Here is a 21,487-nt window from a genome sequence, read left to right on the forward strand (position 1 = left end):
CGGAGAGTTCAGATGTTCAAGGGCCGCCATTTCGACTAGTCCGTCATTCTGTTTGCGTTCGCTGGTATCTGGCCTACGGCTTGAGCCTTCGCGAATTGAAGGAAATGATGGCCGAGCGCGGCATCAGTATCGATCATTCGACGATCCACCGCTGGGTCGTTCACTTCTCGCCCTTGCTGCTGAAAGGCTTCAATCGGCGCAAGTGTGCCGTCGGCGGAAGGTGGCATATCGACGAAACCTATATCAAGGTTCGCGGCCGCTGGATGTATCTCTATCGCGCCATCGACAGCGTCGGCGACACCGTCGAGTTCTGGTTCAGCGAGCATCGTGATCTGCCGGCGGCCAAACGCTTCCTGCGCAAGGCGTTGCAGCGTCATGGCCGCCCCGAGCGCATCGTCATCGACGGCAGCCAGACGAATCGCGAGGCGATCCTTTCCTGTGACGCGGAAAGCCGGCTGCGGGATCGGTCGCGGCGGCAGCTCAAGCCGATCCGCATCCGAAAGAGCCAGTACCTCAACAACCGCATCGAGCAGGATCACCGGCGCATCAACTGTCGTGTGCGGCCTATGCTCGGTTTCAAACTTGGCAAGCGCTATCGCCACGCTGGGCGGGATCGAGATGATCCACATGATGCGAAAACGACAGGCGAGGTACGCCTTCAATCCAAATCCGCTATCGCCGAGCAATTCGAAATCATCGCCGTCGCGTGAGGCTGGGGTCGTTCCCAGAGTTTCTATTGCCAGACGACAATTTTGCAACGGAACCGTTCAGATCATTGCTGCACCCTCACCACGGGCGCCATTGCCGCGCGAGCGGCTTAGTCCAAGGGTCAATTCTTCCGGTCTGCGGAAAGGAAGGACGCGCCATTTCTTGACATTGCCAGCGCTTCTCCGAAGCTGACCTTCCCCGAGGCAAGAGCATGGGCAAGTCCTGACCTCAGAGCAGGCATCCTTTCGAGAAGCGATGCTCGTCGTCAGGCCACCCGTTCCACGCCGATATCTCCGTTTCAGCGGCCTCTTCCAAAGAGATTCCGCCTACTCCATCGATTTGGGATATAGTTGGGAGAACAGGGCAGCCCCCGCAGCCGAAAAGGAGAAGGGGCGTGGATATCGCGAAATGGCTACGGAGCCTCGGCCTGCAGCAATACGAGCAGGCTTTTCGCGACAACGACATTGAAGCTGAAACGCTTCCCCAGCTCACGGCCGACGATCTCGTGCTCGCCGCTATCGCCGTCCTGCGCGCGAATTCGGATACAGCGGCCACCTCGACCACGCGATCCCTGGCGGCGATCTCAGGGACAGCCCCGCCGCTTCCAGAGGCTGAGCGGCGGCAGCTAACGGTCATGTTCGTTGACGTCGTCGGCTCGACGGCACTCGCAGGCCGCCTAGATCCGGAGGACATGCGCGAGATCATCGGAACCTACCATCGCTGCGTCGCCAGACTGAACCGAAATTCCTGGAGTAGGATACAGTTAAGTACCTTCCTTGCCGAGGAGTTACACCCTAGCTAGACTAGGTTGAGAACCATAACTGACATCGGCAAGGTCGCTCGATTGTTGAGCGCTGGCAAAGCGGCGTGAAAAAGCCCTCGATTGTTGCAATCCAACGCCTCGACGTGGTCGCAGGCCTGACGGCCTCAGCCGTCGTCCTGCCAAAGGCGATGGCCTACGCGACGGTTGCGGGCCTGCCGGTGAGTGTCGGACTTTACACGGCCTTCGTGCCGATGATCGTCTACGCGTTGCTTGGCACATCGCGCGTCCTGAGTGTAAGCTCTACGACCACCCTTGCGATCCTCGCTGGGACACAGCTCGGGCTCGCAGTTCCGGACGGTGATCCGGATAAACTGATCACGGCAACTGCGACGCTCACCGCGCTGACCGGAGCCCTGCTGATCGGGGCCTCAGTGCTTCGCCTCGGGTTCGTCGCCAATTTCATTTCGTCTCCCGTTCTGACCGGCTTCAAGGCCGGTATCGGTCTTGTGATCGTACTCGATCAGGTGCCGAAGCTGCTCGGCGTGCACATTGCGAAGGAAGGCTTCCTCCGCGACATTCTGAGTGTGGCGCACCATTTACCCAACACGTCGCTGCTCACTTTGACCATCGCCATCGCGGCAATACTGGCGCTGTTGGCTATAGAGCGGCTCTGGCCCCATTCGCCGGCTCCCCTCGTAGCGGTGAGCGCGGGGATTGGGCTCTCATGGTTCGTCGGTTTGGATTCTCTGGGCGTCGCGATTGTGGGGTTCATCCCACAGTCGCTCCCTTCGATCACCCTGCCGACTCTCAGCCTCGTCCAGCAACTCTTGCCGGGCGCGCTCGGCATCGCATTGATGAGCTTCACTGAATCGATCGCCGCCGGGCGAGCCTTCGCCGCCCCCGCCGAGCCGCTCATCAAGGCCGACCGCGAGCTTCTTGCAACAGGGGCCGCCAACTTGGCGGGTGCGTTGTTCGGCGCCATGCCGGCGGGCGGTGGTACTTCCCAGACTGCCGTGGTCCGCGCGGTCGGAGGACAAACGCAGAAGGCATCTCTCGTCACGGCCTGTGCCGCGGCGGCCACCATGCTGCTCCTCGCCCCGCTGCTCAGCCTGTTGCCTCAGGCTGTGCTGGCGGCAATCGTGATCGTCTACTCGATCGGACTGATCAAGCCGGCCGAGTTCGTGTCGATCCGCAAGGTACGGCGAATGGAGTTTCGATGGGCGCTGGCGGCCTTCCTTGGCGTACTTGCCTTCGGCACGCTGCAGGGCATCGTCGTGGCGATCGTTCTGTCGCTCGTTGGCTTGGCCAGTCAGTCGGCCAACCCAAATGTCTACGTGATCGGCCGCAAGCGGGGCACCGACGTAGTCCGTCCGTTGTCACCCGAGCACCCGGACGATGAGACATTCGAGGGCCTGCTTATCCTCCGGCCGGAGGGACGGCTCTTCTTCGCCAATGCCCAACGGGTCGCGGATCAGATCCAGGCCCTGGTCGTCGAGCACAAGCCGCGCGTCCTCGCGCTCGACATGAGCCGGGTCTTCGACATCGAGTATTCCGCCCTCCAGATGATAATGGAGGGTGAACGCCGCATAACCGAGCAAGGAATGACGTGTTGGATAGTGGCGCTGAACCCCAGCGTACTCGAATACATCCGGGCCTCTGGCTTCGCCGATCGACTAGGACCCGAGCGTCTATTCTCCAGCGTACGGGGAGCCATCCAGCACTATATGACGAGTTTCAATCAAAACTAGGCACCCATTGGCGCTCGGTCGTGAGCCACCTCTCGGTGGGCGTGAATATGACTGGGGATCCTGCCGTGAAGAGCGGTCGGATGGAACTTCGCTGATCATCCCATGTACTCTGTCAGGCGCGAGACAAGGCAGCATTGGCTTGGCTCGAAGGAAGGCACGTACGAACACCGGGCATTCAGCCGGCCACAGCCGGTGTCCTAGCTGAGATAGTAGGTCAAAAGAATAAGACTACATTCCTCAAAGATCAGTGTTGCAAGTCATATGCTTGACCCGTCGATCGTAGTTGCTCAAGTGTTTTTCCTGCGCAACTTCCCGACCCGTCTCCGCCCACCGGATCGGCCTTGCCGCTTACAGTTATGGTGCCGGCCTGCCTGTCTGGCGAAATATAGACGGCAACCCCGTCTTGGCCAATTGTGGACAAATAGAAAGCACGATGCAGGCCGCTAACCTCGCAATGTACTAAGAAAGGAAAGTCATCAAATGATCCCTCGCTGGCATGCGCGATGGCCGCTAACTGCGACAACGCAGTGGCGGCGAAAGTTGCTCTTATGACCATACCACGCGCCTTCACGCGAGGATTCCGCCAAGACGCGACATATGCCATTTGATTGGACCCCACTTTGCTCGCCGTTATTTTTGATGCCGGTTGTGACGGTGGTGTGGACAACCACGCTATTCCCACATCTGCTCTATGAGTGGCTCTTCGAAAACCAAGTTTCGCGCATAAAGTGTCATCTGGCAAGTTTAGGCTTAGCGCAGAAGTCCGTCACCCAACTAAGGACTCAGACCGGCACTTCACCCTTACACAGCCAGACGGGCGGATGCGGACCCGAGCGCCACCAACTTCTTACTGAGGGGCGGCGCGCCGACGTTCTTTGGATTCTGTGTTGCGTGCGTGTATCTTGTGGTCCTGCCCAGGGTCAACGACAGGAGGGTCATACGACTGACGGCAAGACCATGCGGGCTCTTCGATTTGTCGGGTATCAGAAGCCCTTTGAGTTTTGCGACGTACCAATTCCGGAGGCTGGGCCAGGCTCTGTACGCGGGTGGAGATCACCGGGAAGAATGCGCCGTTCATAAGATGGCACGGGACGCGGCCAGTGAATTAGTCACTGAACTGGTTCAAGGTTTCGCAACCCGTCGCTGACTAGCTGCAGCGTGGCGATCAGGCGCTTGTATTCCTCGATGATATCAGTCGAGAAATGCGCGAGTTGGACTGCATCGCCCCAATGGTGTGACGCTTCCCACGCAATCATGTCGCGGCAAAGCTCAATCTGTTGCTCGCGGATTGCTATTCGGTCGGCATTGGTTGGACGCAAGCGCCATGCTCCCGATCAAGAGCCGCCGGCTACGCGCTCGGCTATTGCGAACGCCTGCAGGTTCTTGACCTTGCCGTGGTCCTGATCGGCGGTTGCAATAATCGAGAAGAACGCCGCGCAGGCGATATCCTTCTTTGACGCGTTCGGATGCGCTTTCATTGCCGCCTTGGTCAATTGCTTGGGCGTCATGTCTGGCGTCACGACCCGCATCAGGGTGTCGGCAATAGCCTGCATCTCGCCCGCTTCCACAGCAAAACTCCACTTGGCGACGCCAAGCATATTAGCAGGATTGCGGGGAAACGCCATCAACCAAAGTTTGGTCTGTCAAGTATACAATCGCCGCGTCTTCCGGAGGCCAAAGCCGGGCCAGCGATCTCCATGCAGCGGGGCCGGTCACTTCCAGAAGGGGCGGGTCTCGTCGAGGCTTCCCCACAAGGTTTTTGCGCCAGCCCAGCCAAATTCGGCGCGCGCCTGACTCGCTCCGATCACCCATCCGATGGCGCGTTGCGCGGCCGGATCGCCGGCGCCGGGCGCTTCCGCTCCCGTCAAGATGGCTCTGGCGACCGCCGCGTCGTTCAGGTCGCCGAAGACCGCCTGAAGTTTCTTCAATTGCTTCAGGAACGGTTCAGCACGTTTCGCCGGGTACAAGGGAGAGAAGAACTCAACCGCATAGCGCAGCTTCTTTAGTTGCTTGCGCAACTCGTGGCGCTGCTCCACATCGAGAGTCTCCAGTCCACGTGCGTGCTTGCTAACTTTCTTCCAGCGCTTGCTGAGTGCCATGCCAGCCAACTCGACGACCGGCGCTGCAAGCCGCTCGGTCTGGCCAAAATCTTGAGGAACGAGCCAGCCGCGCGCCTCCACGAAACGCGCCAGGTCGATCAGGAACGCCTGCACGCGCGCGTCGGGGAGAACCTTGCGAAGGTGATCGCGCAGTCCCCCCGCCTGCTTCGAGAGAGCATCGGCAAGCGGCGGCAGACCCGGTTCATCCGCGTGGGCCTCGGCCTCCCGCCGTACGATATTGTTCGCCACCATATCGATATCCCTGAGACGCCCGACCTCCTGGCCAAACCAGCGGGCTTCCATGCTGAGCCGCGTCATTTCCGGGCTCTTCAGAACGGAAGCGCAGACAGAGAACGCGCTTCGCAATCGGCGCAGGCCGATCCGCAACTGGTGCGGCCCTTCGGGATCGTCCAGCTCCCGGATCACCACGACATTCGTGGCGACCTGATCGAGGCACTCGCGAAGGACGTCGCGTGCCGCCTGCTCGGCGATCTGAGCCCGATCGAGTGCAACGTCCTCGGCATTGCGGGGCGCGAGCGGCGGGTCGATCCATCCCTGTTCCGCGAGCAGATAGCCGCGCGCCGCCTTGGAAAGGCGGGAGAACCTCAGGCTCCCCTCAGGAAACAGTAGATGTGCAATGTCGAACAATCCGCCGGGGCTGCCCTCGATGATTTCGATCTCGAGTTCACGCAACTCGGCCGAGCGCCCCCCGGCGTGGATTTCGCCGATGTCTATTGCCAGTTCCGCACGCGTGCCGTCCTCAAGGGACAACTCGCTGGCGGAACGCCTGATCACGGTCTCGCAGACGAACTCAAGCGGCGCGCCGTTCACGCGGCGAACGACCTCCTCTCGGACCGCTGCGTCCGGAATCGCTTCGAGACACAGCCGCCCGCCCGGAGCCGGGTTCTCCACCTCGCCAACCTGCGACAGACCGCCATGCAGCTCTGGCTTGGTCTTAACGGTCTGTATCCAACGCCGCCCGTCGCGCCGGAGTCTGAGCGCAATTCCTGCCTTCTTCAGCGCATGATCAGGGGTGTCGAGATAGATGCTTTTGAGCGTCCTGGTTTTCGGGCGGCCAGTAACCAGCTTCAACGCCTTCGCGCGCACGCCCAGTTGGCTCGACGTCAGTTCGTCGAGGAGAAATTTTAGCTCGATCTCGCTCATGGCCGAGTGTTGTAGTGTTGTCAGGCCCGGTGCAAGATTATAGAGTAGCTTAAGCTATAAAATAGTTATGCCAGCTAAGGATTCAACCCGGTGGGCTTGCGCCTTCCCGTGCTTACGAGCCTTTCCGGTTATCAACCGGGCTGGGTGCGGAGCGATGTCTCTGCCGGGCTTGCAGTTGCCGCGGTTGGGCTTCCCAGTGCTATCGCCTATCCTGCGATAGCGGGCCTGCCGCCTGAGACCGGCATCTACGCGAGCATCGCGCCGCTGGTTGCCTACGCGATCTTTGGCCCCTCGCGTCAGCTCATAGTCGGTCCGGACGCGGCTACGATGACGGTGCTTGCGGCGGTTTTGGTCGCGGTTACCGCGACCGTGCCAATCGGGCTCGAAGTGGACCGAACTGCGATCGCAGCAATCCTCGCGCTTGGCGTCGGTTTGTTTTGCCTGGCGGCGTGGGTGCTTCGGCTCGGCGTTCTTGCAACCTTCCTGTCGCGTCCCATCCTGACGGGGTTCTTCATCGGCATCTCGCTTTCGATCCTGATCGGCCAAATCGGTCGCTTCACCGGAGTCAAGATCGAGGCGGAAGGCCTGCTCGCACCAGTCCTCGAACTTCTGCGCAAGGCCGGATCGATACATTGGCCGTCTCTTCTGCTGGCCTTGGGGATGTTCGGTTTGTTGCAGATCGCGCGGGCCATGCGTTTTCCGGTTCCCGGGCCAGTGCTGGTCGTGGTCCTCTCCGTAGTGCTTTCGGCCGTTTTCGACTTTGAAGGACGCGGCATCGCCATAGTCGGCGATATTCCGACAGGGTTGCCCTCGTTGTCGTTGCCAGCGATCGCTGACCTTCCGATCCAGACATTGGCCCTCGGCGCCGCGGCGATCTTCCTCGTGAGCTACGGCGCCGGCATCATTACGGCCCGCAGCTTTGGGGCAATAGGCGGCTACCCGGTCGATCCAAACCGCGAACTCATCGGATTTGGCGCTGCGAACATAGGGGCGGGCCTTTTCGGCGCCTTCCCGGTGACGGCCTCCGACTCGCGCACGGCGGTCAACCTTACCGTTGGCGGACGCTCGCAGGTGACGAGCATCGTGGCTGCCGCGACCCTGATCGCGACACTGCTGTTTCTCGGTCCGACCCTAAGGATTATCCCGATCCCTGCGCTCGGGGCGATTCTTGCGGCTACTGCAATCAGCCTGATAGATCTCGCCGCCCTTAGGCAGATTTGGCGCATCAGCCGCATGGAGTTCGTCTTCGCCCTCATTGCGATGTGGGGTCCGATCGGTCTGGGCGTCCTTAACGGGGTTGTCATCGCGATCGGCGCGACGCTGGTCTATGTTTTGCGCAAGCTGATGTTTCCCCGCGACGCTATGCTCGGCCGTGTTCCAGGCCATGACGGTTTCTACAAACTGCATCGAACGCCCGAGGCCCGTCAGGTACCCGGCCTCGCCGTATGCCTCATTCAAGGCAGCCTGCTGTTCTTCAACACCGACTACGTCGCATCGCGGCTGCGGTCCATTGCCGAGGAATTGCCGGCCGACACACGCTGGCTGCTGATTGATGCAAGTGCAATTTCCCAGATCGACAGCTCGGCAGCGGCGATGCTGGAGGAGCTATGTGACGAATTGCGCAATCGCGGGATCAGGCTTGGCGTAGCCGAGCTTCACGCCGAAGCGCGCGATATCCTTGTTCGCGCCGGCGTGATCGAGCGCATTGGCTCCGACATGGTCTTCGACATTCTCGAAGAGGCGTATCATGCGTTCGAGGCCCAAGCGTGACAGTTCAGGGACTGTCCTGCTGTCACCCAACTGTCATTTTAATGGCTGCGTGCCAGTGGAGTGGAGGAAGACATGAGTAAGAAGAATAGAGACAGGGTGGCGGCTACGATATCCGAACCGGCGGAGGAAGCGAAATCGGGAGGAAAAAAATATGCGAAGGAACTCGCCCGGTTGCATGTCGAGCTTGCCCACCTTCAGGCCTGGGTGAAGAAGTCTGGTGCCCGCATCGCGATCATTTTCGAGGGCCGTGACGCCGCCGGGAAAGGCGGCGTGATCAAGCGCCTGACCGAGCGGGTCAGCCCACGAGTGTTCCGCGTCGTCGCCCTGCCGGCTCCGACCGATCGAGAGAAGACCCAGATCTACATGCAGCGCTACATCCAGCACCTGCCCGCCGGAGGCGAAATCGTGATATTCGACCGCTCCTGGTACAACCGTCCTGGCGTCGAACGCGTCATGGGTTTCTGCAGCGACAAGCAGGCGCGGCGCTTTCTCGAACAGGCACCGACGTTTGAAACCGCCCTGGTCGAAAGCGGCATAACGCTGCTCAAATACTTCCTCGATGTGAGTGAGGAAGAACAGGAGCGGCGTTTCCGACAGCGGGCCGACGACCCCCTTCGACAGTGGAAACTGAGCCCGATGGATGTCGAATCGTACAACCGCTGGTGGGATTACACCCGCGCTTACGACGAGATGATCCGTGCAACAGACACAAGGCATGCGCCCTGGTGGATTGTGCCGTCAAACGACAAGAAGCGCGCGCGCATCAACTGCATTTCGCACATTCTGAGCTCCATCCCCTATGAGCGCGTCGAGTTCGAAAAACCTAACTTCAGCAAACGCCAGAAGCGGCCCGACAACTTCGTGGACGATGCAACTCCGCGCAACGTGGTGCCGAACGTGCTTTGACCCAGCTATACACGCAGTTCAGAACCATTACCGGTTCCTATTTGGTTTCGGGCTCCCAATTTAAGAAGAAGCCGACGTCGCCAGGGATTCCGCCGGGGAAGTTAATAATCATGGCCTTAAGCTTGTAACCCTGCGGCTTCGCATTCTTCTGGTAGCGCTCATAGAACTGCTTGGCCTTGCCCTGGAGCGTTTCGGGCCATTGCGGATCAGCGCTGTTGATGGCTCGGCCGCTGTCAGTGCAAAGGGCCGACGGAAAACTATATACTAGTGCTTCGTACTTGCCGTTCTTGACAGCGTTCATCACCAGGCGGCGGACCATCGCGATTTCATTCTCGTTCACCTGGTCCTTGAGGAAACTTTCTGTGAACTTCGTGAGCTCCTGATTTTTTTTCGCCCGCAGCTTTTCCTGCTTGTCTGCCTCCGCCATCTGCTCCTCTAGGAGAGCCATTCGCAGTTGCTCAGCGCTCGGCGGCGCCGCATTTATGTCTAAAGCTGTGTCTTTGATGTTGGCCATTTTCTCCTCCACTCGAAACCGTTCGAGAATAGAACACAGAGGCAGATCGACGTCTTGCCAATCTCGTTCGTTGGGCTCAATTCATGCCCACCCAACCGCAAGACGTAAATCAGCAGGGTAGTCGACTGAGGCAGGCTGCCAGCCGCACGTTGAAGGGATCGGCCGCCGCGGCAAGGAGTCTTGTCTTCGCAGTCCAGCTACCATTCCATGATGCCATGTGGGCACATCAAGGTCAAATTCGCGATAGGCGGTAGAATGTGTCGCGACAGGTCGCGCTAGTAGCAATTACCGGAATCGGCTTCCCGGGGCGAGCATGGGCGATAGGACCTGTTTGAGTGATACCCATTGCCATAATACCGGTCGCCATAATACCGGTTGCGGTAATACCGGTCGCGGTAATACGGTTCGCCATAATAGGATCCGCCATAATAGGCTCCGCCATAATAAGGTCTGCCATAATAAGGTCTGCCGTAATAAGGATCGCCGTAGAAGCCGCTTCGGTAATACCCGCCGTAGTAGCCGTTGTTGTTGGCGATCATGCTGCCGAGCAGCGCTCCAGCGACAAATGCGCCGGCGGGAAACCAAAAGTCGTTGTGCCTATGGTATCCCGGACGATAGTGGCGATAGCCGCGATAACCCCTGTACCAGCCATCTCGAATTTGGATGACATCGGACTGCGCGCTTTGTGCCCTGGGCACGAAGATCGGTGCGGCATCAACTGGAACAGTGCTTGTAAGTGCAAAAGTGGCGACCAGGGAGGTCGCTATGCCTGACAGGAACCTCATGATCGCGTCCCTCGCTGGTGGCAATGTTTGCCGGATGCGAAACGTCGTCATTAACTGAAAGAATCCAAATTTGTTCCCGAGACCGGCAAATTGTCTCAAGCCGCTCCGAACCTTTGACGGTCAGACAGGCCGCCGTCCCCAGAGCTACGGGCGCCGGCAACATCGATTCGCCTGCGTCCGGATGGGGATCCCCGCCGCCGAAAAACTCCCGATGCGTTTTAAGCGAGAATACCAGACCCAGTGAGTAGATGATCAGTTCGGTGAGGTTGCCCAGCGTCGCATTGAGAAGGCCGCCCACCCGTATCGCCCGTTTTGGTCGCCATCGACTCGGTGGCGTAGCTCAGCAGCGCGGCCAGCGGCACGATCGCCAGCACGGAAAGCACAAAAAGCAGCGTGTGTGCTTCGGGCTCGAGTGCTTGGGCGACGAACACCGCAGGCGCAAAGGCCAACAACCAGAGAACGGGATTGTCACGGATTTCTTTGAGCAAGGGGGGCCATGGATACGATCAGCGAAATACTGTTTGTCTTAGAACGAGCGCTGGCTGGTCCATGGCTTCAACCCCGCCAGCAGGCTTCCGAGCCATCAGTGCTGGTTGCCAAAAATGTCAGCTATCAGGCAGCGAAATGGGCTGATGAAGGGCGGCTTCGGGTCAACTTATTCCGTAGCGCGAGCGAATCTGGACGACTGGAACGGGTCGAAATCGGTATTTATTTCGTCTTCGGTACCAAGCGTCAGATTTCAACACTATTGTCTATTTCGCGCCAAGCCTGGCCAGCACGGCCTTGGGGATGTTGTATTCCCGGATCACTGCGTCGTGCTTGCGCAAGCCGCACAATTCGCGCTGGATGAAATAGCCATGGACCGCCTCCGCCGCGTCCCTGAGCAGGCGAGCACGACGTTCGCCATCCTCGCCATGTTCACGCAACCTCGCCAGCGTTTCATCCACCCGCCGGCCGGCGCGGCCGAGCGCCGCCGCCTTTTCGCCGAGGATTTCATGGCCGAGCAGGTCGAGCGCGCTCTCCCGCGCTCCCGACCGTCCGAAATTCGATGGCATTCTCACCGACATGATTCACTCCGTTTTTTGCTGAAATCTGGCCCTACTCCGCCGGCCGCGTCTCCTCCAGCACGCTCTCCTCGTTGAACAGGAAGCCGCCGGACTGCCGCTTCCACAGCCGCGCATAAAGCCCGTCGATAGCGACCAGTTCGTCATGCGTGCCTTGTTCGACGATGCGGCCGCCGTCGAGCACCACCAGGCGATCGAGTGCCGCGATGGTCGACAGCCGGTGCGCGATTGCGATGACCGTCTTGTTCTCCATCAGCCTCGCCAGATTTTCCTGGATGGCCGCCTCGATGTCGGAATCAAGCGCCGACGTTGCCTCGTCGAGTATCAGGATCGGCGCGTCCTTGAGGAAGACGCGGGCGATCGCCACGCGCTGGCGCTGGCCGCCCGACAATTTCACGCCGCGCTCGCCGACAAAGGCCTCATAGCTCTGGCGATCGCGATTGTCGCGCAAGTCGAGGATGAAGTCGTGCGCCTCGGCCTTCTTCGCGGCCGCGATCACCTCGGCGTCGGTTGCTTCCGGCATGCCAAGCTTGATGTTGTCGCGCAAGGAACGGTGGAAAAGCGCGGTATCCTGGCTGACGACGCCGATGTTGGCACGCAGCGAATTCTGCGTCACCTTCGAGACGTCCTGGCCGTCGATGGTGATCTTGCCGCCCTCGAGCTCGTAGAGGCGCAGGATCAGATTGGCCAGCGTCGTCTTGCCGGCGCCGGACGGCCCGACCAGTCCGACCTTCTCGCCCGGCCGCACGACAAGGTCGATGCCGTTGAGCACGCCAAACCCCTTGCCGTAGTGGAACTCGACGTTGTTCACTTCGATCCGGCCGCCGGTCACGACAAGCTCCCTGGCGTCGGGCGCATCGGTCAGGCCGAGCGGCTGCGAGATCAGCGCCTTCGAGTTTTCCAGCACGCCGAGATTCCGCAGGATGCTGTTGAGCTGCATCATCAGCCGGCCGAGCAGCATGTTGAGCCGCAACACCAGGGACAGCGTGAAGGCGACGGCGCCGACGGTGATCGAGCCTTCGATCCAGAGATAGACGGCAAAACAGGCGATCGCGGTGATCATGATCCCCGACAGCGTCGTCAGCGCCATGCGCACGCCGGTCAGCCTGCGGGTGAACGGGCGCAGCGCATCGAGATAGATGTTGAAGCCGCTCCTGATGTATCGGTCGTCGCCATCGGCGGAGAACAGCTTCAGCGTCTGCACGTTCGAGTAGGAATCGACAAAGCGGCCGGTGATCATCGAACCGGCCTCTGCGGTTCGTTCGGCATGCTTGCGGATCGCCGGCAGATAGCGCCTGGCCAGCCAGCCGAAGGCGGTGATCCAGATCACCACCAGCGCCGCCAGCCGCAAGTCGAGGCCGGCGACCAGCACCAGCGTCGTCACCGTATAGACGACCATGAACCAGACGACCTCGATGAAGCTTTGCATCAAATCGCCGGTCGCCTGCCCGGCCTGCCAGACTTTTGTTGCGATGCGGCCGGCGAAATCGTTCTGGAAGAAGTTGTAGGACTGGCGCGAGACATGGCGGTGCGCCTGCCAGCGCACCAGATTGTAGAAGCCGGGGGTGATCGTCTGCTCGTCGACCAGCGCCGCCAGGCCTACGACGATGGTGCGGACGACCAGCACCACGGCGGCCATGAAGACAAGTTCGGGACCGGCGGCAGTCCACAGCGCGTCCCAGCTGCGCTCGCCAGGGAGCTGGTCGAGAATGTCGACCAGCCTGCCGACGAAGTAGAACAGCCCAGCCTCGACCAGCGGCGCAATGCCGCCGATGACAAGCATGGCGAAGAAGGCGACCTTCGCCTGGCCGACATAGTGCCAGAGGAAACCGCTGACGCTGACCGGTGGCCGAAGGCTCGCGGGCTCCCTGAACGGATAGACCCAGTTCTCGAACCAGCGATAGACGGCAATCATCATTCTGGTGCCATCATTCTGCGGCCCATCATTCCGCTGCTTGACCCTTCACAATGGCATCGTTGGCGGCCGCACCCTCGTCGAGCAGGAAGCCGCCCGACTGACGCTGCCAAAGCTGCGCATAGAGCCCGCCGCTGGCGACGAGTTGCTCATGCGAACCCTCCTCGATGACGCGGCCCTTGTCCATGACGACGAGCCGGTCCATCGCCGCGATGGTCGAGAGCCTGTGCGCGATGGCGATGACGGTCTTGCCTTGCATGAGCTTGTAAAGGTTCTCCTGGATCGCCGCCTCGGCCTCTGAATCGAGCGCAGACGTCGCCTCGTCGAGGATGAGGATCGGTGCGTCCTTCAGCATGACACGGGCAATCGCGATGCGTTGCCGCTGGCCGCCTGACAATTTGACGCCACGATCGCCGACATGCGCATCGAAACCGGTGCGGCCACTGGCGTCCGAAAGCCTTGCTATGAAATCAAGCGCCTCGGCGCGGCGTGCTGCCTCGACCAGCATCTCGTTGCTGGCGTCAGGTCGGCCATAAAGGATGTTCTCGCGCACTGAGCGATGCAGCAGCGAGGTATCCTGCGTGACCATGGCGATCTGGGCGCGCAGCGAATCCTGCGTCACCGCCGCGATTTCCTGGCCGTCGATCAGGATCTTGCCGCTTTCAAGGTCGTAGAAGCGCAACAGAAGGTTGACCAGCGTCGACTTGCCGGCGCCCGAGCGGCCAACGATGCCGACCTTTTCGCCCGGCTTCACCGTCAGCGACAGGCGTTCGATCATGCCTTTCTGCTTGCCGTAGTGGAAGCGGATGTCTTCGAAACGGATCTCGCCCTTGGTCACGACAATGTCCTTGGCGCCAGGCCTGTCTTCGACGACGCGCGGCAGCGAGATCGAGCTGATGCCGTCCTGCACCGTGCCGATATTCTCGAACAGGGTGGACATCTCCCACATGATCCATTGCGACATGCCCCAGAGCCGAAGCACGAGGCCGATGACCAGGGCGACGGCGCCGATCGTCACCACCTGGCCGAGCCAAAGCCACAGCGAGATCGCAGTGACCGAAAACAACAGCAGTGAGTTGAGGACGTAGAGCAGGCCGTAGAGCTGCGTCACCAACCGCATCGATCGGTAGACCGTATCGAGAAAGCCGGCCATGCCTTCCCGGGCGAAGGACGCCTCGCGCCGCGCATGCGAGAACAGCTTGACCGTCTGGATGTTGGAGTAGCTGTCGACGACGCGGCCGGTCATGGTCGAGCGCGCGTTGGCCTGCTCCTCGCCGACCTTGCCCAACCGCGGGATGAAATAGCGCAGCAGCAAGACATAGCCGGCAAGCCAGACGGCAAGCGGTGCCGCCAGCCGCCAGTCGGCCGAGCCGACAATCAACAGCATGCCGAGGAAATAGACCACGACATAATTGAGCACGTCGATAAGCTTGATGACGCATTCGCGCACGGCGAGCGCCGTCTGCATCAGCTTGGTCGCGATGCGTCCGGCGAACTCGTCCTGGTAGAAGGCCATCGACTGCTTGAGCAGATAGCGATGCACCTGCCAGCGGATACGCATCGGATAGTTGCCCATCAGCGTCTGCTGGTTGAGGAGCGCATGGAACCAGACCGTCGCCGGCAGTGCGAAAACCACGATGAAAGCCATGCCTGCGAGCGTCCAGCCCTCGGTCTGCAGGAATGTCTCGCGATTCTGCACCGACAGCCAGTCGACGATCCGGCCCATGAAGCCGAACATCCACACCTCGGCAAGGGCGATAGCCGTCACCAGCATCGCATCGATTGCGATGTAGAGCCAAGCGCCGCGCGTATAGTGCACGCAGAAGGCGATCAGCGTCTTCGGCGGCTCGACCGGCTCCTCGGCAGGGAACGGATCGAGCCTTGTTTCAAACCAGCGGAACATTGTCTTGGTACTCACATGCTCGTTTTCGCTCTCGCCGCGCGGGAGCGTGTAGCGTCCTGGGAGCGCATGGCGTCATGGGTCGCGTGTCAGCAAGGACCGGCGTCCCGGAATCACCCGGGCCGCCGATCCTGCTTCGCGCAATATAGGATGTCGCGGGCTTTTCGCCGACAGGCTCGTTTGACGATCCTGACAGCGCTGTGTCGACGACCCGGAGTTTCGCGCCGGTTTTTGCGCCAGGGCGGATCAGCCTGATGATCCGGCGCACCAGCGACGGCCGGCTGCGGTCGGGAACCGCGCGCGAGAAATCGACGTCCGGCAGCATGCCGCGATGCGGGCGCCGGCGGGTTTCGGCGTGAACCGCCGACGAGTAGGTTTCGCCGACCAAAAGCGCCCAGGTCGCCATCCTGCGCTCGTGCAGGTTTCTTGAACCGGGAATTTTGCAGGGATCGAACATCGGTCCGTCCTCCATGTGAAAATAGGGAAGAAAATCCGGCCTGTTCGCAGGTGAATGGCCAGCGAAAGGCGGGGGTTGAACAGCGGCGTGCTCAGGCGGGGCGGTCAGCCCCTTCGACAGCTTGAAAAACATCGCAGGATTCCTTCGAAGACCGAAAAAGGGTTTCGGCTAAGAATCGGTGCGATCGAGGTCTAAAAGGTCAGGAGAATCGTCGAACCGAAACCGCCGGCAGGCTGGTAAGCCCACATGAGGGGCGCTGGATGTGCATGATCATCATGAATTACCCCTCCATCGGTTCGGGTTGACAATGCCCGGCGTATAACCGACTTCGCAGAAAATGACCACCCGCCGGTCCAGCAATTTCCAAAACCGCGAACCTGTTGTGGCCGATCTGCCACTTATTAGAAGGATGCGGAAATGAACAACCGTCTCCGCATCGCGCTCTACCAACCGGATATCGCCGGCAACACCGGGACAATCCTGCGCTTCGCGGCTTGCCTCGGTCTCGGCGTCGACATCATCGAACCGGCCGGCTTCCCGCTCTCCGACCGGGCGCTGAAACGGGCCGGCATGGACTATCTCGAAATGGCGGCGCTGACCCGGCATGTCGACTGGCAAGCCTTCGAGAACTGGCGCAGGGGCGAAGCGCGGCGGCTGGTGCTGCTGTCGACCAGAGCCGCGACCGCCTATACGGATTTCGCCTTCGTCGACGCCGACATTCTTTTGTTCGGCCGCGAATCCGCAGGCGTGCCGGATCCTGTCCACGAGGCGGCGGATGCCAGACTGATCATCCCGATGCAGCCGGGCGCGCGCAGCATCAACGTCGCGCTTTCCGTCGCCATGGTAGCCGGCGAGGCGATCCGGCAGCTCGGATAGGATTTGCAGAGCCTCAGCGGGCGCAGCGATTATGGCGGCTTTCTCGCCGACGACAGCACGGTCGCTTGTCATTCTCACCCAGGCGCACATCGCCTTCTCCTGCGGTTTGCATATCAAGGGTTTCTTCGTTACAAGCTCAACTTAACTTGAGGTCAAGCGGAAAATTCGAATGGCTGCGGTGACGGAATTGACGGTCGGCCAGGTGGCCACGCGCAGCGGGGTGGCAGTGTCGGCGCTGCATTTCTACGAGGCGCGCGGCCTGATCCGCAGCCACCGCACATCCGGCAACCAGCGGCGCTACGGCCGCGACGTGCTGCGGCGGGTGGCGATCATCAAGGTGGCACAGGAGGTCGGCATCTCACTGGCCGAGATCGGCGAGGCATTGGCATCGCTGCCTGAAGGCCGCACGCCGACGCGCGGGGACTGGAATGTGCTTTCAACCGCCTGGCGCGACCAGCTCGATCGCAAGATTGCCCAGTTGAAGAAGCTGCGCGACGGGCTGACCGACTGCATCGGCTGCGGCTGCATGTCGATCGACAAGTGCCCGCTGCGCAACAAGGAAGACCGGCTGAGCGCCCAAGGCCCGGGCGCAAGGCGGTTGTTGGTCGCTCGCTAATCCGCCGCCGGCAATCGCCTGATGGTGAATTCGATGACGTCGCCCGGCCGCTCGAACCAGCTTTCGATCTCGGTCCAGTAGGCCTGCTTGGGAAAGCGCTCGAACCATTCCTTCGCCTTGAGCCGCGCGTCGGAGCGCGGCAGGACGAAGGTCTCGCGCAAAAACCCGTCGCGCGGCATGCGCTCGCGCTCGGCGCGCGAACGGTCGAGCCTCTTCTTCAGGCCATCCAGCGGCGGTCTTGCCGGAGTGCGCACGAAAGAACTCCATTCACACTTGACCCTTGCACCTAAGAGATTAGGGATCGCGGCCGGAAAAGACGAGTCATTTGTCGGGGTACGCCCGACAACAGGAGACAGCATTTGCAACGACCCGAAATACCGGCGGGGCTGCCGGCCGACATCGAACAGAAGAAGATGAAGGCGCGGCTGTGGTTCGAGACGCTGCGCGAGCGCATCTGCGCCGCCTTCGAGCAGATCGAGCAGGACCTGCAGGGGCCGCAGGCCTCATGGTCGCCCGGCCGCTTCGAAAAGACGCCGTGGCAGCGCGACGCCGGCAAGGGCGGCGGCGGCACCATGTCGATGATGCGCGGCCGCGTCTTCGAGAAGGTCGGCGTCCACACCTCGACGGTCTATGGCGAGTTCTCGCCGGAGTTCAGGAAGCAGATGCCGGGCGCCGAGGAAGACCCGCGCTTTTGGGCGAGCGGCATTTCGCTGATCGCCCATCCGTGGAACCCCAACGTGCCGGCGGTGCACATGAACACGCGCATGGTCGTCACCTCGCGCCAATGGTTCGGCGGCGGCGCCGATCTGACGCCGGTGCTCGACCGTCGCCGCAGCCAGGGGGACCCGGACACGGTCGCCTTCCACCGCGCCATGCAATTTGCCTGCGAGAAGCACGCTGGCGTCGCCGACCACGCGAAATTCAAGGCCTGGTGCGACGAGTATTTCTATCTGCCGCACCGCAACGAACCGCGCGGCACCGGCGGCATCTTCTTCGACTGGCTGCATTCGGACGAGGACAGAGGCGGCTGGAACGCCGATTTCAACTTCGTCCAGGATGTCGGGCGCACTTTTCTCGTCGTCTACGGGCATCTGGTGCGGGCCAATTTCAACGACAACTGGACCGACGGCGACCGCGAAGAACAGCTCATTCGCCGCGGCCGCTATGTCGAATTCAACTTGCTTCACGATCGCGGCACCATCTTCGGGCTGAAGACCGGCGGCAACGTTGCCGCGATCCTGTCCAGCCTGCCGCCAGAGGTGAAATGGCCGTAAAATCTCGGTGAGTTGGACGTGAGTCGCAATCGGGTCCAAATCGCAGGATTCTGGCGGCGAATGTGGCGCGCAGAATATCTTTTTCGTCTAATATCCATTTGAAAAAGCAAGACTATTTTTCGTTACGGGCCGGGAAACGCCGGCGGTTCTCGCCTCCCTGGAACCGCGACCCGACGCGACCGGACGGCCCATGATTGAGTGGGGCACCTCCGAAAAATGGTGCCTTCATTTCCAGGAGAGCATGCCATGCGCAAGCTTATTATGTCGGTTGCGGCTGCCGCCGTTCTTGCCTCTGGTGGCGCTGCCTTCGCAGCGGTCAAGCACACCACGGGCACAATCAAGACTTACGATGGAACGGCCATGAGCCTCGTTCTGGATGACGGATCTACCTTTACGCTGCCCAAGGCCTTCAAGAATCCTGGCCTGAAGGCTGGCGAAAAGGTCCGCGTTTCGTGGGACATGAGCGGCAAGCACAAAATTGCCGAGGCAGTCAGGATCGTGAAGTGATGGCCTGCCCGCTGGAGCAAGACGAGGTCTTGCCTCCGGGGTAGCGTCAAGAGGGCGGAGCAGCGATGCTCCGCCTTTTTCGGTCTCTGCAGCAACCAAAACCATCCGATCGTGTTATGCTGGTTCGGCCAGCGCATGACCCGAAAACCGAACCGGTTTCCGACAGAGATCATGCGTCGATCAAAGGTGCTGGAGCTTCCGCGTCAGAGCAGATGCGGCACTCCGAGGAGGAAAGGGAGAAATCCGATGAAGGAATTCCACTGCGGCTCGCTGGTTCCGGGTTGTGACTGGCATACGCGCGCCGACGAGGAAGCCGAGATCATGCGTCGTGCCGTCGAGCATATGCGTGAGACGCATGGCGAGACGATCATTCGCGAGACGATGATCGAAGCGATCCGTTCGCGCATCGAAAAGGCTCGCGACGCGGCCTGATTTGCCTAATTTTCGAGTGCTTCTGCGGCGCGCTTGAGAAGTGCGCCGCGATCCAGCGCAAAGCCGGACTCGATCCACTCGTTTTCGAGGTTCTTCAGGGTTGCGCCGAGTTTCGGCCCGGGCGACGCGCCAAGCCTCGTCAGATCGGCGCCCTTGAGCGGAAAGTCGGGCTTTTTCCATTTTCCGGCAAAGGCCAGCAGCCGCGAAAAGCCGCCAGCTTCGAGCAGCGCGTCGTTGTCCTCGACGGCGCGGGCTCGAGCGGAAGCGAGCGACAGCCGCAAGCGATCGACAAGGCCCTGACGATCGCCGCGATAGAGCCGTTTTGCGAGTTCCGCTTCGGTCGTCTTCGGCCCGACGGGCGCTGTCAGCGCCCACTGCCTGAGGCGACCGGCGTCGCTGACGGAGAACCTCAACCGCTCGGCGAGCGTCTTCATCCGCGCTGCGTCCGGCGGCACGATCGCTTCCAGCCTGAGCAGCGGGTCCAGCGTCCAGCCGAGATCCTTCTCCGCCCTGGTCAGCGCATGGATCGCATCGATGCCCCATTTCTCGCTCTCCGGCAGAACGCTGGTGAGCACGCCCGCCTGGCGCATCCACAGCAGGGCGCGCGATGGATCGGGGGCCGACAGCAGCTTCTTCAGTTCGGACCAGACGCGCTCGACCGAGAGTTGGCCAAGCCCCTCCTTGAGCCGGGCGCAAGCCTTCAGCCCTTCGGCATCCGGCCGGCCGTCGCCATACCAGGCGAAGAAGCGGAAAAAGCGTAGGATGCGCAGATAATCCTCGCGGATGCGCGCCTCCGGATCGCCGATGAAGCGCAGCCGGCGCGCCTCGACATCGGCAATGCCGCCGACCAGGTCGACGATCGTGCCGTCGGCCTCGGCATAGAGCGCGTTGATGGTGAAATCGCGTCGTTCCGCATCGGCCTTCCAGTCGCGCCCGAACAACACTTTTGCCCGCCGTCCGTCGGTCTCGATGTCGGCGCGCAGCGTGGTCACCTCGAATGGCTTGCCGCCGGCGACAATCGTGATGGTGCCGTGCTCGATGCCGGTCGGCACCGCCTTGAAACCCGCCGCCTCGGCGCGGCGGATGGTCTCGTCAGGCACGGTCGTGGTGGCGATATCGACGTCGGCAACCGGCTGGCCGATGAGCGCATTGCGCACCGCACCGCCGGCGACGCGCGCCTCCTCGCCGCCATCCGCCAAAGCCGCCAGCAGGCGCTGCAAATGCCGTTCCCCGAGCCAGTCGGCTTTGCCCGCGAGCGACACCCGGCCGCTCACGTATAGAGCCTTTCATAGAGCGTGCGGATGATGCCCGCGGTGACGCCCCAGATGCGCTGTCCGTCATAGGGCATTTCGTAGAAGACCCATTCGAGATCGTTCCACATGCGGCTGTCGCGGCCGTGGTTGGCCGGGTCCATCAGAAAGCGTAGCGGCACTTCGAAGGCGGCGTCGACCTCCTCGGAATTCAGCGTCAGTGAAAAGTCCGGCCGCACTATTCCCAGCACCGGGGCGATCCGGTAGCCGCTGCCGGAGACGTAATCGGGCATGCGGCCAATGATCTCGACCCGATCCTGGCCAAGCCCGATCTCCTCGAATGTCTCGCGCAATGCCGCCGCCTCCGGGCTCGGATCGGTAGGATCGATCGTGCCTCCGGGAAAGGCCACCTGCCCCGAATGGCTGCGCAGCTTTTCCGCCCGCTTGGTCAGCAGAACCGTTGCATCGCGTCCATGATCGACCACCGGGATCAGCACGGCGGCATCGCGCAGCGCCTTTGCGAGCTTCAAACGCGGATGTCCCGGGTTGAAGCGATGGTCGCCATAATCGTCGGCGGCATGCGCCAGCGGCTGCGCCGCGACGCGGGCGCGAAAATCCGCGGCCGAAAACGGCGCCGGCGTCACTTGGTCCATAGTGTCACCTGGTTCATCGCGTCACCTGGTCCATCATGCCCCGGTTCATTTGGCCCCGGTCCATTTGGCCCCGGTCCATTTGGCCC

At 61.3% G+C, this 21,487-nt stretch carries 21 protein-coding genes and 2 pseudogenes; 10 read left to right on the plus strand and 13 right to left on the minus strand.

The window, feature by feature from the left end; genetic code table 11:
- Window positions 1-12 precede the first annotated feature (12 nt).
- From AC0L2M_RS13300 to AC0L2M_RS13310, 3 genes and pseudogenes are all read left to right on the plus strand, one after another.
- Window positions 13-710 (plus strand): annotated as a pseudogene (locus tag AC0L2M_RS13300) (IS6 family transposase).
- 392 nt (window positions 711-1,102) lie between these two features.
- Window positions 1,103-1,510 carry an SAM domain-containing protein gene (locus AC0L2M_RS13305; protein ID WP_128178099.1) on the plus strand — a complete coding sequence of 136 codons (408 nt, stop codon included), beginning with the start codon at window positions 1,103-1,105 and terminating at the stop codon, window positions 1,508-1,510.
- Between the two features lie 65 nt (window positions 1,511-1,575).
- The gene (locus tag AC0L2M_RS13310) at window positions 1,576-3,219 is read left to right on the plus strand and encodes a SulP family inorganic anion transporter (protein ID WP_287171583.1); all 1,644 of its coding nucleotides are present in this window, start codon (window positions 1,576-1,578) and stop codon (window positions 3,217-3,219) included.
- 1,109 nt (window positions 3,220-4,328) lie between these two features.
- Here the strand turns inward: AC0L2M_RS13310 and AC0L2M_RS13315 are convergent.
- The 3 genes from AC0L2M_RS13315 to AC0L2M_RS13325 form a co-directional block, all read right to left on the minus strand.
- A complete protein-coding gene (locus AC0L2M_RS13315; RefSeq protein ID WP_023799928.1) occupies window positions 4,329-4,538 on the minus strand; it encodes a hypothetical protein in 210 nt (69 codons plus the stop codon).
- Between the two features lie 15 nt (window positions 4,539-4,553).
- The gene (locus AC0L2M_RS13320; RefSeq protein ID WP_287375384.1) at window positions 4,554-4,844 is read right to left on the minus strand and encodes a hypothetical protein; all 291 of its coding nucleotides are present in this window, start codon (window positions 4,842-4,844) and stop codon (window positions 4,554-4,556) included.
- 87 nt (window positions 4,845-4,931) lie between these two features.
- Window positions 4,932-6,482 carry a CYTH and CHAD domain-containing protein gene (locus AC0L2M_RS13325; protein WP_473535086.1) on the minus strand — a complete coding sequence of 517 codons (1,551 nt, stop codon included), beginning with the start codon at window positions 6,480-6,482 and terminating at the stop codon, window positions 4,932-4,934.
- A 90-nt stretch (window positions 6,483-6,572) separates the two neighbouring features.
- Here AC0L2M_RS13325 and AC0L2M_RS13330 point away from each other — a divergent pair, with 90 nt between their 5' ends.
- Window positions 6,573-8,252, plus strand: coding sequence for a SulP family inorganic anion transporter (locus AC0L2M_RS13330; RefSeq protein ID WP_473535087.1), 1,680 nt, complete (start codon window positions 6,573-6,575; stop codon window positions 8,250-8,252).
- Between the two features lie 72 nt (window positions 8,253-8,324).
- Entirely contained in the window at window positions 8,325-9,158 is an 834-nt protein-coding gene (gene ppk2, locus AC0L2M_RS13335) for a polyphosphate kinase 2 (protein WP_473535141.1), read from the plus strand.
- A gap of 37 nt (window positions 9,159-9,195) precedes the next feature.
- On the opposite strand, the gene AC0L2M_RS13340 is transcribed toward ppk2, so the two are convergent.
- The 7 genes and pseudogenes from AC0L2M_RS13340 to AC0L2M_RS13370 form a co-directional block, all read right to left on the minus strand.
- A complete protein-coding gene (locus AC0L2M_RS13340) occupies window positions 9,196-9,672 on the minus strand; it encodes a histidine kinase (RefSeq protein WP_128178093.1) in 477 nt (158 codons plus the stop codon).
- 275 nt (window positions 9,673-9,947) lie between these two features.
- The gene (locus AC0L2M_RS13345; protein WP_128178091.1) at window positions 9,948-10,457 is read right to left on the minus strand and encodes a BA14K family protein; all 510 of its coding nucleotides are present in this window, start codon (window positions 10,455-10,457) and stop codon (window positions 9,948-9,950) included.
- 247 nt (window positions 10,458-10,704) lie between these two features.
- Window positions 10,705-10,945: pseudogene (locus AC0L2M_RS13350) on the minus strand (calcium/proton exchanger); the annotation flags it as partial.
- A 264-nt stretch (window positions 10,946-11,209) separates the two neighbouring features.
- Window positions 11,210-11,524, minus strand: coding sequence for a DUF6665 family protein (locus AC0L2M_RS13355; protein WP_128174437.1), 315 nt, complete (start codon window positions 11,522-11,524; stop codon window positions 11,210-11,212).
- A gap of 31 nt (window positions 11,525-11,555) precedes the next feature.
- Complete coding sequence (locus tag AC0L2M_RS13360) at window positions 11,556-13,439, minus strand: ABC transporter ATP-binding protein (RefSeq protein ID WP_128174435.1); 1,884 nt, start codon at window positions 13,437-13,439, stop codon at window positions 11,556-11,558.
- Window positions 13,440-13,464: 25 nt separating this feature from the next.
- A complete protein-coding gene (locus tag AC0L2M_RS13365; protein WP_128174450.1) occupies window positions 13,465-15,339 on the minus strand; it encodes an ABC transporter ATP-binding protein in 1,875 nt (624 codons plus the stop codon).
- Window positions 15,323-15,793 (minus strand): hypothetical protein, encoded by a 471-nt coding sequence (locus AC0L2M_RS13370; RefSeq protein ID WP_473535088.1) that lies wholly within the window; start codon window positions 15,791-15,793, stop codon window positions 15,323-15,325. The genes AC0L2M_RS13365 and AC0L2M_RS13370 overlap by 17 nt, the downstream gene beginning before the upstream one ends.
- Before the next feature lie 417 nt (window positions 15,794-16,210).
- On the opposite strand from AC0L2M_RS13370, the gene AC0L2M_RS13375 reads away from it, so the two are divergent.
- Window positions 16,211-16,669, plus strand: coding sequence for a tRNA (cytidine(34)-2'-O)-methyltransferase (locus AC0L2M_RS13375; protein WP_473535089.1), 459 nt, complete (start codon window positions 16,211-16,213; stop codon window positions 16,667-16,669).
- Between the two features lie 169 nt (window positions 16,670-16,838).
- Window positions 16,839-17,285: a redox-sensitive transcriptional activator SoxR gene (gene soxR / locus AC0L2M_RS13380; protein WP_023799942.1), complete on the plus strand. Its 447-nt coding sequence runs from the start codon at window positions 16,839-16,841 to the stop codon at window positions 17,283-17,285.
- Here the strand turns inward: soxR and AC0L2M_RS13385 are convergent.
- Window positions 17,282-17,539 (minus strand): hypothetical protein, encoded by a 258-nt coding sequence (locus tag AC0L2M_RS13385; protein ID WP_006202578.1) that lies wholly within the window; start codon window positions 17,537-17,539, stop codon window positions 17,282-17,284. The two genes, soxR and AC0L2M_RS13385, sit on opposite strands and share 4 nt — an antisense overlap.
- Window positions 17,540-17,644: 105 nt before the next feature.
- On the opposite strand from AC0L2M_RS13385, the gene hemF reads away from it, so the two are divergent.
- The 3 genes from hemF (at window position 17,645) to AC0L2M_RS13400 (ending at window position 19,498) form a co-directional block, all read left to right on the plus strand.
- The gene (gene hemF, locus AC0L2M_RS13390) at window positions 17,645-18,559 is read left to right on the plus strand and encodes an oxygen-dependent coproporphyrinogen oxidase (protein ID WP_128174433.1); all 915 of its coding nucleotides are present in this window, start codon (window positions 17,645-17,647) and stop codon (window positions 18,557-18,559) included.
- A gap of 246 nt (window positions 18,560-18,805) precedes the next feature.
- Window positions 18,806-19,066: a DUF1344 domain-containing protein gene (locus tag AC0L2M_RS13395; RefSeq protein ID WP_128174431.1), complete on the plus strand. Its 261-nt coding sequence runs from the start codon at window positions 18,806-18,808 to the stop codon at window positions 19,064-19,066.
- Window positions 19,067-19,312: 246 nt separating this feature from the next.
- The gene (locus AC0L2M_RS13400) at window positions 19,313-19,498 is read left to right on the plus strand and encodes a DUF1059 domain-containing protein (protein ID WP_023799945.1); all 186 of its coding nucleotides are present in this window, start codon (window positions 19,313-19,315) and stop codon (window positions 19,496-19,498) included.
- A 5-nt stretch (window positions 19,499-19,503) separates the two neighbouring features.
- Here AC0L2M_RS13400 and AC0L2M_RS13405 read toward each other — a convergent pair whose 3' ends face one another.
- Window positions 19,504-20,772, minus strand: a complete 1,269-nt coding sequence (locus AC0L2M_RS13405) for a CCA tRNA nucleotidyltransferase (protein ID WP_128174429.1) — start codon at window positions 20,770-20,772, stop codon at window positions 19,504-19,506.
- On the minus strand, window positions 20,769-21,401 hold the full coding sequence (locus tag AC0L2M_RS13410; RefSeq protein WP_128169702.1) for a CoA pyrophosphatase: 633 nt from the start codon (window positions 21,399-21,401) through the stop codon (window positions 20,769-20,771). The genes AC0L2M_RS13405 and AC0L2M_RS13410 overlap by 4 nt, the downstream gene beginning before the upstream one ends.
- Window positions 21,402-21,487: the final 86 nt, after the last annotated feature.

Source organism: Mesorhizobium sp. WSM4806, assembly GCF_055811635.1.